This window comes from Pseudomonas quebecensis (genome assembly GCF_026410085.1).
GTDB classification, from domain to species: Bacteria; Pseudomonadota; Gammaproteobacteria; order Pseudomonadales; family Pseudomonadaceae; genus Aquipseudomonas; species Aquipseudomonas quebecensis.
Genome location: NZ_CP112866.1, coordinates 3112066 through 3124934 on the forward strand (window position 1 = coordinate 3112066; position 12869 = coordinate 3124934).

Consider the following 12869-nt stretch of genomic DNA (forward strand, 5'->3'; position numbering starts at 1 on the left):
CCGAAGGCGATCAATAAAGCCGCTTGTTTCTGACGGAACAAGCGGCTTTTTCATGCGCCCGCACTCACCACGGCCGTTGAAGTCGGCCGACCAGCAAAAATGTACTAACTAGTTACTTGTCTTGCTAACATTGCGCCTTTGCCCTCTCTCACTCGAGTCCTTTCGATATGAAACGAGCATCGCGCGCCACTGGCGTCTCTAGATTTATCCTGCTGGGCCTGGGTGTGATCATCGCCCTGCTCGGCCTCGCGCTGGCCGTCGGCGGCGCCAAACTGGTCAGTCTCGGCGGTTCCTGGTACTTCCTGGTGGGCGGTGTGGCCATGGCGGTTGCCGGGCTGTTGATTGCCCGTCGAAAACCGGCCGGCGCGTGGCTGTTCGCGGGTTTTCTGCTGGGCACGGCGGTGTGGGCCGTGGCGGACGTTGGCCTGGTGTTCTGGCCGCTGTTCTCGCGGCTGTTCATGTTCGCGGTGATCGGCCTGGTGGTGGCGCTGGTGTACCCGCTGCTGGCGGGCAAGCCCGCCCGCGGCGCGTATGGCGTGGCCGCCGTGCTGGCTGCGGGCGTGGCGATTGCCGCAGGCAACATGTTTGTCGCGCATCCGAGCGTGGCGCCTACCGGTGCAGGCCCGGGCGTTACGCCGGTGGTGGCGGCCGAGGCGCAGAAAGACTGGGCGCACTACGGCAACACCGAAGGCGGCAGCCGCTTTGCCGCCCTGGATCAGATAAACCGCGACAACATCGGCAAGCTCAAAGTGGCCTGGACCTATCGCACCGGTGACGTGGCCATCAGCGACGGCAACGGTGCCGAAGACCAACTCACACCCCTGCAGATCGGCAACAAAGTGTTTATCTGCACGCCGCACAACAACCTGATCGCCCTGGACGCCGACACCGGCAAAGAGCTGTGGAAGAACCAAGTCAACGCCCAGTCGGCGGTATGGCAACGTTGCCGGGGCCTGGCGTATTTCGACGCCAGCGCGCCGATCGTCCAGCCGACCCAACCCGGCAGCTCGCCGATCATCGCCGCCAGCGTTGCCCCCGGCGCACAGTGTCAGCGTCGGTTGCTGACCAACACCATCGATGCGCGCCTGATTGCGGTGGACGCCGACACCGGCCAATTCTGCGAAGACTTCGGCACCCATGGCCAGGTGGATCTCAAAGCAGGCCTGGGCAATGTGCCGGACAGTTACTACCAACTGTCCTCCGCCCCGCTGATCGCCGGGACTACCGTGGTGGTCGGCGGCCGCGTCGCCGATAACGTGCAGTCCGATATGCCCGGCGGCGTCATCCGTGGCTTCGATGTGATCAGTGGGCAAATGCGCTGGGCCTTCGACCCGGGCAACCCTGAGGACAAACACGCGCCGGCAGACGGCAGCACCTATGTGCGCAGCACGCCCAACAGCTGGGCGCCGATGTCCTACGACCCGCAGATGAACACGGTCTTCCTGCCGATGGGCAGCTCGTCCACCGACATCTACGGCGTGGAGCGCACCCAACTCGATCACACCTATGGCGCGTCCGTATTGGCGCTGGACGCCTCAACCGGTGCCGAGAAGTGGGTGTACCAGACCGTTCACAATGACCTGTGGGACTTCGACCTGCCGATGCAACCGAGCCTGATCGACTTCACCCCACCGGGCAGCGACACCGCTGTACCGGCAGTGGTGATCGGCACCAAGGCCGGGCAGATCTATGTGCTTGATCGCGCGACCGGCCGGCCGCTGACCGAGGTCAAGGAAGTACCGGTCAAGGCCGCGAATATCCCCAACGAACCCTACTCGCCGACCCAGCCTGAATCGGTGGGCATGCCGCAGATTGGCGCGCAAACCCTGAGCGAGTCGGACATGTGGGGCGCCACCCCGTACGACCAATTGCTGTGCCGCATCGACTTCAAGGGCATGCGCTACGACGGCCTGTACACCGCGCCGGGTACGGACAAATCCTTGAGCTTCCCTGGCTCTCTGGGCGGCATGAACTGGGGCAGCATCTCCACTGACCCGGTGCACGGGTTTATCTTCGTCAACGACATGCGCCTGGGCCTGTGGATCCAGATGATCCCATCGCAGAACAAGGCGCTGGCCGCGTCCGGTGGCGAGGCGTTGAACACCGGCATGGGCGCGGTCCCGCTCAAGGGCACGCCGTATGCGGTGAACAAAAACCGCTTCCTGTCGGTGGCCGGCATCCCATGCCAGGCGCCGCCGTTCGGCACCCTCACCGCCATCGACATGAAGACCCGGAAAGTCGCGTGGCAAGTGCCGGTCGGCACCGTCGAGGACACCGGGCCGTTGGGTGTTCGCATGCACCTGCCGATCAAGATCGGCCTGCCGACCCTTGGCGGAACGCTATCGACCCAGGGCGGCCTGATCTTTATCGCCGGCACCCAGGACTTCTACCTGCGCGCCTTCAACAGCGGCAACGGTGACGAAATCTGGAAGGCGCGCCTGCCCGTCGGGAGCCAGGGCGGCCCGATGACCTACGTGTCGCCCAAAACCGGCAAGCAATACATCGTGATCACTGCCGGCGGTGCACGCCAGTCCACCGACCGGGGCGACTATGTAATCGCCTACGCCTTGCCGTAACCCCAGCGTGCGCTCCGGCACTGCTTGAACATGTGGGAGGGAACAAGCCCCTCCCACACAGCAGCGCATGTAAGGCCCTAATCAGGCACGGGCAACGCCCACTCCTCGCCTTGCTGGTACTCACGCGGCGTGCAGCCGAATTCACGGCGAAACACGGTGTGCAGGTACTGCGCCGACTTGAAGCCGCACTGTGTCGCCACGTCGGCAATCGGCCGTTCGTGGTTTGCCAGGCCCTTGGCGGCGGCGGCGAGTTTAAAGCGCAGGATCTCGTCATGCACGCTGCAACCGCGCACCTTGCGAAAGTGTGATTCCAAGGATGAACGCGACACGCCGACATAGGCCGCCACCTGCGCGGTCTTGATGCCCTGGCAGGCGTACTGGCGGATAAACAGCAGCGCCTGCATCACGTACGGGTTGCCCAAGGGCTGATGCAGGCTGGAGGCCTGCACGTTGATCGCCTCCGGGGCCACCAGGATCTGCGTGCCACTGGCGGGTTTGCCGTGCAGCATCTGGTGCAACAGCGCGGCGGCGGTGCGGCCCATGGTTTCGGTGCCCTGGATCACGGAACTGAGCGGCACCCGCGTGAGGGTGCGGGTCAGCGGGTCGTTGTCGATGCCGATCAGCGCCACTTGCTCCGGCACCGCGATACCAGCGGTGAGGCAGGCTTGCAGCAATTGCCGGGCGCGGGCGTCGGTGACGGCGATGATGCCGATGGGCTTGGGCAGGCTGTGCAGCCAGGCGATCTGCTGCTCCACCGCGCTGTCCCACAATGGCGCGCTGGTGCCCAGGCCGCGATACACCTCCACGTGCAGACCATCGCGCTGCATCAGGCGACGAAAGGCTTTTTCGCGCTCCTGGGCCCAGCGGTTGGCCTGGGCCTCGGGCAGGCTGAAACAGGCAAACCGGGTCAGCCCGGCCTCGATCAGGTGCTCGTAAGCCAGCTTCATCAACCCATGGTTGTCGGTGGCCACGTAGGGAATGCCCTTGGGATAGGCGCGTGCATCCTCATAAGAACCGCCCACCGCCACCACCGGCACCTTGCTGTGGGCCAACGCTTCGCCGATCAGCGGGTCATCGAAGTCGGCGATGATGCCGTCGCCCTGCCAACGCTCGATGCCTTTGAGCCGACACAGAAAGTCCTCCTCCAGGAACAAGTCCCAGGACGCACGCGTGCTGCTCAGGTAATTGCCGATGCCGGCGATGATGCCACGGTCGTAGATTTTGCTGCCGTTGAACAGCAAGGCGATGCGGTGCACGGGCGGTAGGGTTTTCATTGTTATTGTCCTGGGGCCAGTCGGCACAGAGTAGCCCTCACCACTCAAAATCGCACCCTGCCTTGGTGATTTTCATAATCGGCGGGCGCGGTGCCGTTGCTAGTATCCAGACACCGCCAAGAACAATAAGGAAAACGCCATGACGTACTTCCCCGGTGTCGAGAAGGTTCGCTTCGAAGGCCCCGACAGCGATGCTCCCCTCGCCTTTCGCCATTACGACGCCAACAAGCTGATCCTCGGCAAACCGATGCGCGAGCACCTGCGCATGGCCGCGTGTTATTGGCACACCTTCGTGTGGCCGGGCGCCGATATGTTCGGGATGGGCACCTTCAAGCGCCCTTGGCAGCGCAGCGGTGAGCCGATGGATGTGGCCATCGGCAAGGCCGAGGCAGCCTTTGAGTTTTTCTCCAAGCTGGGCATCGACTATTACAGTTTTCACGACACCGATGTGGCGCCAGAAGGCAGTTCGCTCAAGGAGTACCGCAACCACTTTGCGCAGATGGTCGACCACCTGGAGCGCCATCAGGAACAGACCGGCATCAAGCTGTTGTGGGGCACCGCCAATTGCTTCAGCAATCCGCGCTTTGCGGCCGGCGCCGCCACCAACCCGGACCCGGAGGTATTTGCCTATGCCGCGGCCCAGGTGTTCAGCGCGATGAACGCTACACTGCGGCTCAAAGGCGCCAACTATGTGCTGTGGGGCGGTCGCGAAGGGTATGAAACCCTGCTCAACACCGACCTCAAGCGCGAGCGCGAACAGCTCGGGCGCTTTATGCGCATGGTGGTGGAGCACAAGCACAAGATCGGCTTCAAGGGCGACCTACTGATCGAACCCAAGCCCCAGGAACCGACCAAGCACCAGTACGATTACGACAGCGCCACGGTGTTCGGCTTCCTGCACGAATATGGTTTAGAACATGAGATAAAGGTCAACATCGAAGCTAACCACGCGACCCTGGCCGGGCATAGCTTTCACCACGAAATCGCCACCGCCGTGTCCCTCGGCATCTTCGGCAGTATCGACGCCAACCGCGGCGACCCGCAGAACGGCTGGGACACCGACCAGTTCCCCAACAGCGTCGAGGAAATGACCCTGGCCACCTATGAAATCCTCAAGGCTGGCGGCTTCAAAAATGGCGGCTATAACTTTGACTCCAAGGTGCGCCGCCAAAGCCTCGACGAAATCGACCTGTTTCACGGCCACGTCGGCGCCATGGACGTGCTCGCCCTGGCGCTGGAACGCGCGGCGGCCATGGTGCAGAACGACCGGTTGCAACAGTTCAAGGACCAACGCTACGCCGGTTGGCAGCAACCCTTGGGCCAGTCGGTACTGAGCGGCGAGTTCAGCCTGGAATCCCTGGCCGAACATGCGTTTGCCCATGAACTGAACCCCCAGGCCGTGAGCGGTCGGCAGGAGATGCTGGAGGGGGTGGTCAACCGGTTTATTTATCGGTGACATTTTCACGACAAATCCCTGCACGGAGCGTCGAAGGACGCTCTACAGTTTTACCCGCATCACGCTGTGTCTTTCCAACAACAATAAAAGGACGCACCACCATGAAATCATTCAAACGCACCCTGCTCGCCACCGCCCTGGCCCTGTTCGCCCTGCCGGTCATGGCCGATTCCGCCCATCCGAAAATCGGTTTTTCCATCGACGACCTGCGCCTGGAGCGCTGGTCCCGCGACCGCGATTACTTCGTGGCGGCGGCGGAAAAACTCGATGCCAAGGTTTTTGTGCAATCGGCCGATGCCAACGAGCAGAAGCAGATTTCCCAGATCGAAAACCTGATCTCGCGCGGCGTCGATGTGATTGTGATCGTGCCGTTCAACGCCACGGTGCTGACCAACGCGGTCGCCGAAGCGAAGAAGGCCGGAATCAAGGTGGTGTCCTATGACCGCCTGATTCTCAATGCCGACATCGATGCCTACATCTCCTTCGATAACGAAAAAGTCGGCGAGATGCAGGCCAGCGGCGTGCTGCAGGCGGCGCCCAAGGGCAATTATTTCCTGCTCGGCGGCGCGCCTACCGATAACAACGCCAAGGTGCTGCGCGAAGGCCAGATGAAGGTGCTGCAACCGGCCATCGACAAGGGCGATATCAAGGTGGTCGGCCAGCAGTGGGTCAAGGAATGGAACCCTACCGAAGCCCTGAGCATTGTCGAAAACGCCCTGACCCGGAACAACAACAAGATCGACGCCATCGTCGCCTCCAACGACGCCACCGCCGGCGGTGCGATCCAGGCCCTGGCCGCGCAGAAGCTGGCGGGCAAGGTGCCGATCTCCGGCCAGGACGCCGACCTCGCCGCCGTCAAGCGCGTGATCGACGGCACCCAGACCATGACCGTGTACAAGCCGCTCAAGCTGATCGCCACCGAAGCCGCCAAACTTTCGGTGCAACTGGCGCGTAACGAGAAACCCACCTACAGCTCGCAGTACGACAATGGCAGCAAGCAGGTCGACACCATCCTGCTCACCCCGACGCCATTGACCAAGGCCAATATCGACCTGTTGGAAAAGGACGGTTTCTACACCAAAGAGCAGATCGGCGGGCAATGACCGTCATGGCTGCCGACTACCTGCTGCAAATGAACGGCATCGTCAAAACCTTTGGCGGTGTCCACGCGCTGAACGGCATCGACATCACGGTGCGGCCGGGGGAATGCGTCGGTCTGTGCGGCGAGAACGGTGCCGGTAAATCCACCTTGATGAAGGTGCTGTCGGCGGTCTATCCCCACGGCACCTGGGAGGGAGAAATCCTCTGGGACGGGCAGCCGCTCAGGGCGCACTCCATCAGCGAAACCGAGGCCGCCGGCATCGTGATCATCCACCAGGAGCTGACCCTGGTGCCTGACCTCTCGGTGGCCGAGAACATTTTTATGGGCCACGAACTGACCCTGCCCGGCGGCCGCATGAACTACCCGGCGATGCTGCACCGCGCCGAAGCGCTGATGCGTGAACTCAAGGTGCCAGACATCAACGTGGCGCTGCCGGTGTCGCAGTACGGCGGCGGCTACCAGCAACTGGTGGAAATCGCCAAGGCCCTGAATAAAAAAGCGCGCCTGCTGATTCTCGACGAGCCCTCCTCGGCCCTGACCCGCTCGGAAATCGAGGTGCTGCTGGACATCATCCGCGACCTCAAGGCCAAAGGCGTGGCCTGCGTGTACATCTCCCACAAGCTCGATGAAGTGGCGGCGGTGTGCGATACCATCACGGTGATTCGCGATGGCAAGCACATCGCGACCACGGCCATGGCCGATATGGACATCCCGCGCATCATCACCCAAATGGTCGGTCGCGAGATGAGCAACCTCTACCCCACCGAGCCCCATGACATCGGCGAGGTGATGTTCGAAGCGCGCCATGTCACCTGTTACGACGTGGACAACCCCAAGCGCAAACGCGTCGACGATATTTCCTTTGCGCTCAAGCGCGGCGAAATCCTCGGCATCGCCGGGCTGGTGGGCGCCGGGCGCACCGAACTGGTGTCGGCCCTGTTCGGCGCCTACCCCGGCCGCTGCAGCGCCGAGGTGTGGCTGGACGGTGAGGTGATCGATACGCGCACGCCGCTCAAGTCGATCCGCGCCGGACTGTGCATGGTGCCCGAGGACCGCAAGCGTCAAGGCATCATCCCGGATCTTGGCGTGGGCCAGAACATCACCCTGGCGGTACTCGACACCTATGCGCACCTGACCCGCATCGACGCCGAAGCCGAACTGGGCAGCATCGACCGGCAGATCACGCGCATGCACCTCAAGACCGCCAGCCCGTTCTTGCCGATCACCAGCCTGTCCGGCGGCAATCAGCAAAAAGCCGTGCTGGCGAAAATGCTGATGGCCAAGCCCAAAGTGCTGATCCTCGACGAGCCCACGCGCGGGGTGGACGTGGGGGCCAAGTATGAAATCTACAAGCTGATGGGCGCCCTGGCCGCCGAAGGCGTGGCAATCATCATGGTCTCCTCGGAACTGGCCGAAGTGCTGGGGGTGTCCGACCGCGTGCTGGTGATCGGCGACGGCCAGTTGCGCGGCGACTTCGTCAACGAGGGGCTCACCCAGGAACAGGTACTCGCCGCCGCGCTCAGCCAAAACAATAACAATCGGAAGACCGCGTAGATGAATCAGGTCAAACAGCTGTTTACCCGCTACAAAATGCTCGCTCTGGTGATTGCCGTGGCGGTGATCTGGCTGTTCTTCAGCTGGCAGACCGAGGGCGGTTTCCTCACCCCGCGCAACTTGTCCAACCTGCTGCGGCAGATGTCCATCACCGGCATCCTGGCCTGCGGCATGGTGCTGGTGATCATCAGCGGCGAAATCGACTTGTCGGTGGGCTCATTGCTGGGGTTGCTGGGAGGGCTGGCGGCGATCCTGGACGTGGTCTACCACATTCCGCTGCTGGCTAATTTGAGCCTGGTGGCGCTGTGCGGCCTGATGATCGGCCTGGCCAACGGTTACATGACGGCGTACCTGCGCATCCCGTCGTTCATTGTCGGCTTGGGCGGCATGCTGGCGTTTCGCGGGGTTCTGCTGGGGATCACCGGCGGCACCACCATCGCGCCAGTGTCGCCATCGCTGGTGTACGTGGGCCAGGGGTATCTGCCGCATTCGGTGGGGATTGGGCTTGGGCTTTTGCTGTTTGCCCTCACACTGTTCTTGACCTGGAAACAACGACGCAACCGCGCGCTGCACGGGCTGGCCGCGCACTCATTGATGCGCGACGTGCTGCGCGTGGTGGTGATCGGCGCAGTGCTGGCCGGTTTCGTCAGCACCCTCAACAGCTACGATGGCATCCCCGTGCCGGTGTTGCTGTTACTGGCGCTGCTCGGCGTATTCAGCTATGTCACCAGCCAGACCGTATTCGGCCGCCGCGTGTATGCGGTGGGCAGCAATATGGAAGCCACGCGGCTGTCGGGCATCGACGTGCAGGCGGTCAAACTGTGGATCTTCGGCATCATGGGCGTCATGTGCGCCCTCGCCGGCCTGGTCAACACCGCACGTTTGGCGGCGGGTTCACCGTCGGCGGGCAATATGGGCGAACTGGACGCCATCGCCGCCTGCTTTATCGGCGGCACATCGATGCGCGGCGGGTCCGGCACGGTGTATGGCGCATTGCTGGGGGCGCTGGTGATTACCAGCCTGGATAACGGCATGTCGATGCTGGACGTGGACAGTTACTGGCAGATGATTGTGAAGGGCAGCATTTTGGTGTTGGCGGTTTGGGTGGATGTGAGTACGCGGGCGGGTCGGCGCTGAACCCGTTCTCATCGGCCCCACATTGACCGCATTCCATTGGAGGCTTGGTGGCGTTTGGTCATGGTTTGTAAAGGGCCAGCAAGCCACATCCCTTTTAATTGCAGGACGTTTCCTAGACAATCCTCGCCGCCTTGTGCCTGTTGGAATCGATGGCTAGTCTGCGGTCCGTCACTACTCATCAGTGATCGGGTTTAGTCGCCCGGATTCAGAACAGGCGCATGTTTCCCATGAAGCTTTATGGTGGCTGTGCGCAGGGCGCCTTCGGGTGCGCCGGGTTCCTGTTCTGACCGGTCGACTAACCTGCGTACAGCCGCCACCTTCGTTTAGTCGCAAAGCGTGTCGGCTCCTTGATCAGACAGGAACTACACCATGAACAAAGTCGTCCCCGATCCACCCTTCGATCCCGCCAAAGACCGCGCCGCCTTCAACCGCGCCATCGACCATTACCTACCGACCCAAGGCTTTCACTCCATCAACGAAGACCTGAGCTTCGAAGACGCCCTGCTCTACACCGCCAGTTTGCTCGATAGCGCATCGGCGACGGCGTTGGATTGTGGCGAGCAACTGACGAGCCCAGAGCGAGCGAAAATCCTGGCAGTGTGGCACTTGCTTGAAATTGCCAAAACCACGGTAGATCGCTCAATCAACTGCCTGAAACACGGTTAGAAAATGTGAGAGGGGGCTTGCCCCCGATAGCAGTGGGTCAGCTACACAGAAGCTGACTGATCCACCGCCATCGGGGGCAAGCCCCCTCCAGTCGGGTTGGTTTACAACTGATGAATCAGGCTGACCGTTGCGCTGCTGTCATTGGCTCAACACCACATCGCGCATCGGCGGGATGTAACCGTAGTCATACGCCTCCTGCACGAACGAACGATCCCCCTTGAGCACAATCCTGACCGTCGGCGCTTCGGTGCCGCCGATGCGGTAGTCGCCGCCGGCGGTGGGCACGCTGTCGATAAACGATGTGACCAGGCCATTGGGCATCACGCAGTGCGAATAGGTCTGGAACGGCTGCGACGGCGGGTTGCCCAGTACCAGGCCCGAAGCATTCATCGGTGTGTAGGGGCCGAACAGATGATCGCCGACAAACCCGTAGACCCCATCCGGGCCCGTTATGCCATCGGCATAGGTGAACTTGTGACTGATGGTAAACAGGTAGTACTTGTTGTCCTGAAACACGTAGTGCGGCCGCTCGGTCTGATCGTTCACCCCGACGGCGGTGACCAGGGGCGGCAGGAGTTCCCATTCATCGCCATTGAGGTCCTTGGCCACCGCAAGGCCGATGCAACCCACCTGGTAACGCGCACCGCCCACATGTTCATGCCCTGGCGGCACCAGGCCCAGTTCGTTCGCGCCCACTTCGTGAGTGCCGCGCTCACCTGCTACGTTGCCTTCGAACACCATGTACAGCTTGCCGTCCTTGGGATCGATAAACGGGCTGGGGTCGCGGAAGTTCCAGGTCGCGTTCTGCGCTTCGGTCTGGTAGTAGGTGCCATCGGCTTCGAACAGGGCCTTGACCTGAGTGAAACCGCGCAACTCGACACCGCTTTGGGACGTGACCACCTGGCCTCGGACCTTGGCAATCGTCGCGCCCGGAGTGACGCAGGTGTAATACAGGTCGATGTCGCCGTTGTTATTGAGCAGGATCGGTGTACCTGCCCATTCACGCGTGGTCGGCGATACGCCTTCGGCCATCACGCGGCCGCCGAAGATCCAGTCTTTGCCGGTGCGCGAGTACCAGTAGCAGATGCGCGCATGACCATGGCGATCTTCCCAATCGCGCTTGATGTCGTAGCGACCATCGGCATTGATGAATTGCGGATCATGGGGGCGACGGTCGGCCGTCAGGGTGAAGATCACGGACCAGCCGTTGACCGAAACCACCGTGCCGTCCAGGGTGCGCAAGGGCATGGTGTCCCAGATAAACACCGTGTCGCTCATCACCGGGAAGTCGGCAGGCACCAGCGGTTGAGTCGTGGTGGGGTCATTTTCATTCACTTTGAGCGCATCTGCGCGTGTCCAGCGAGTGGGGATAATAGTGGCGTGTTTCATGATGAAGTCCTTTTCATTGACGCTTGGATACGGCCCGTCGTGGCGAGCCAGCGTATTGAGTTGATCCATTGACCTACACACAGTGCCCAGCGGGGCTGAAGCGTCCTTCCTGGACAATCAGTGCTTAAAAACTGTGTTTATATACAGTATTCGGCATTCGCCTGGGCGTCAACTCTTGAGTGAAAATATCCAGAGGTGGGAGGGGTTTGCTCCGATAGCAGCGTGCCAACCAGTAACGAAGACCACGGTGAATCGTTAATTGGATATTTCGGTGCAGTGAAGCCCTGGACTTAAACAGCCAAGCCCAGGTTAGGCGCGAGCTTACTTACGCCTGCCCGATGTCAGCGCTTTGTCGTCGTTGAAGAATTTAAAAACTACCCACACACTTCCACGCTCTAATACCAGAATGTATTTTTCCGATTACTGGCCTTACAAACGTTAGCCTTACTAACGAAAATTCTGAACTCTCGCGCCTAAAGGAATGTAAGAAAAATCCTCGAAAAGTAGGATGCTTCCTTCAATAAAAAATATTCCTAGGAAATTTCGGATTTTTTTAAAAATCTTTGACCGATTTCTGTTTTGGGATTATAGATTAATGGCGCAGCGCACTCCCTGTACTTAAGCAAAGGAGACAACGTATGAGTAATGAAAAAACTGTTACCGAAGTCGATCTGGCGAAAGTATTTAGCCTGAACGGCGAAAATGGAAAAGTAGTATTGGCGGTGGTCAACTAATCTGCATCGCCTATAACAAGAGCGGCATGCTTAAGGAAGGTGCCGCTCTTCCTTACCAGGAGTGCGACATGATCGATTTTACAAACTGGTTATGCGGAGAAAAAATAAATATCATTGATATCGGAGCTCGGATGACGCCAGGGGAAGCACCGATATATCAAAACCTGATCAAAAATAATCTATGTACGATTACTGCAGTAGAGCCAGACACCAGCACGAATGAGCTACTAGTCAAACTATCAAATGCAAAAATTTATAATTTAGCGCTAGGTACAAAAGGGCTTTCTTATCTGAACATCTGCCAACTACCTTCGTGTTCATCGCTCCTAGAGCCAGATACAGAAACACTATCCAAATACTCAGGCATGGAATACTTTTACAACGTCATAGACCGCGTCAGCCTACATGTAGATGAAATGGACGACATTTTCCAGGATGAAATCTTTGATTTCCTCAGCATAGACGTCCAAGGAGCCGAGTTAAATGTCCTGGAAAATGGAAGGAGAAACTTATCCAACCTTCTGGGGATTCATATTGAGGTGTCGTTTATTGAAAAATATAAAGGACAACCCTTATTTCGTGACGTCGATACTTTTTTAGCCGGCAATGATTTTTCCTTCCATTGCTTTACAGGATACGGCACGAGGTCCCCACGGGGAATTGAAATAGATAACTCTCCCATAAATGGAATAAACCAGTGGCTTTGGGCAGACGCTTTCTATTTTCACAATTTATATGATATAGACTTTTGGAAAGAACCTGGAAAACTAATAAAACTCGCCTGTATCTTTCATAACCTGTATAAATCCTACGACTTCTCAGCTCATTGTTTAAAAATTCACGACCATCAATTTGGCTCAAATTATCTCTCGGAATATGCGTCACTTATATCCAATCTCACAAATACATGCATCAAATCAAGCAGTGACGAAAATACATATTTAGCCAAAATAGCGCAAAAAATAAATTACAACTAAAACC

The 12869-nt window shown here is 59.4% G+C and carries 9 protein-coding genes; 7 read left to right on the forward strand and 2 right to left on the reverse strand.

What is annotated here, in order from left to right; genetic code table 11:
* Nucleotides 1-167 precede the first annotated feature (167 nt).
* Entirely contained in the window at nt 168-2576 is a 2409-nt protein-coding gene (locus OSC50_RS14390) for a glucose/quinate/shikimate family membrane-bound PQQ-dependent dehydrogenase (protein ID WP_253506644.1), read from the forward strand.
* Between the two features lie 77 nt (nt 2577-2653).
* On the opposite strand, the gene OSC50_RS14395 is transcribed toward OSC50_RS14390, so the two are convergent.
* The gene (locus tag OSC50_RS14395) at nt 2654-3850 is read right to left on the reverse strand and encodes a XylR family transcriptional regulator (protein WP_266248868.1); all 1197 of its coding nucleotides are present in this window, start codon (nt 3848-3850) and stop codon (nt 2654-2656) included.
* Between the two features lie 139 nt (nt 3851-3989).
* Here OSC50_RS14395 and xylA point away from each other — a divergent pair, with 139 nt between their 5' ends.
* From xylA to OSC50_RS14420, 5 genes are all read left to right on the forward strand, one after another.
* Complete coding sequence (gene xylA / locus OSC50_RS14400) at nt 3990-5306, forward strand: xylose isomerase (RefSeq protein ID WP_181080809.1); 1317 nt, start codon at nt 3990-3992, stop codon at nt 5304-5306.
* Nucleotides 5307-5407: 101 nt separating this feature from the next.
* A complete protein-coding gene (xylF, locus tag OSC50_RS14405; RefSeq protein WP_181080808.1) occupies nt 5408-6409 on the forward strand; it encodes a D-xylose ABC transporter substrate-binding protein in 1002 nt (333 codons plus the stop codon).
* Nucleotides 6406-7962, forward strand: a complete 1557-nt coding sequence (xylG, locus tag OSC50_RS14410; RefSeq protein ID WP_253506637.1) for a D-xylose ABC transporter ATP-binding protein — start codon at nt 6406-6408, stop codon at nt 7960-7962. The genes xylF and xylG overlap by 4 nt, the downstream gene beginning before the upstream one ends.
* Nucleotides 7963-9099 (forward strand): sugar ABC transporter permease, encoded by a 1137-nt coding sequence (locus OSC50_RS14415; RefSeq protein WP_181080804.1) that lies wholly within the window; start codon nt 7963-7965, stop codon nt 9097-9099.
* A gap of 369 nt (nt 9100-9468) precedes the next feature.
* Nucleotides 9469-9765 carry a DUF6124 family protein gene (locus OSC50_RS14420; RefSeq protein WP_034137793.1) on the forward strand — a complete coding sequence of 99 codons (297 nt, stop codon included), beginning with the start codon at nt 9469-9471 and terminating at the stop codon, nt 9763-9765.
* 138 nt (nt 9766-9903) lie between these two features.
* Here the strand turns inward: OSC50_RS14420 and OSC50_RS14425 are convergent, their stop codons facing one another.
* Nucleotides 9904-11154: a glycoside hydrolase family 68 protein gene (locus tag OSC50_RS14425; RefSeq protein WP_253506631.1), complete on the reverse strand. Its 1251-nt coding sequence runs from the start codon at nt 11152-11154 to the stop codon at nt 9904-9906.
* Nucleotides 11155-11956: 802 nt separating this feature from the next.
* On the opposite strand from OSC50_RS14425, the gene OSC50_RS14430 reads away from it, so the two are divergent.
* Nucleotides 11957-12865 (forward strand): FkbM family methyltransferase, encoded by a 909-nt coding sequence (locus tag OSC50_RS14430; RefSeq protein WP_253506628.1) that lies wholly within the window; start codon nt 11957-11959, stop codon nt 12863-12865.
* Nucleotides 12866-12869: the final 4 nt, after the last annotated feature.

Coding starts and splice junctions, on each gene's coding strand:
- OSC50_RS14390 (WP_253506644.1), top strand. CDS start 168: ATGAAACGAGCATCGCGCGCCACTGGCGTCTCTAGATTTATCCTGCTG.
- OSC50_RS14395 (WP_266248868.1), bottom strand. CDS start 3,850: ATGAAAACCCTACCGCCCGTGCACCGCATCGCCTTGCTGTTCAACGGC.
- xylA (WP_181080809.1), top strand. CDS start 3,990: ATGACGTACTTCCCCGGTGTCGAGAAGGTTCGCTTCGAAGGCCCCGAC.
- xylF (WP_181080808.1), top strand. CDS start 5,408: ATGAAATCATTCAAACGCACCCTGCTCGCCACCGCCCTGGCCCTGTTC.
- xylG (WP_253506637.1), top strand. CDS start 6,406: ATGACCGTCATGGCTGCCGACTACCTGCTGCAAATGAACGGCATCGTC.
- OSC50_RS14415 (WP_181080804.1), top strand. CDS start 7,963: ATGAATCAGGTCAAACAGCTGTTTACCCGCTACAAAATGCTCGCTCTG.
- OSC50_RS14420 (WP_034137793.1), top strand. CDS start 9,469: ATGAACAAAGTCGTCCCCGATCCACCCTTCGATCCCGCCAAAGACCGC.
- OSC50_RS14425 (WP_253506631.1), bottom strand. CDS start 11,154: ATGAAACACGCCACTATTATCCCCACTCGCTGGACACGCGCAGATGCG.
- OSC50_RS14430 (WP_253506628.1), top strand. CDS start 11,957: ATGATCGATTTTACAAACTGGTTATGCGGAGAAAAAATAAATATCATT.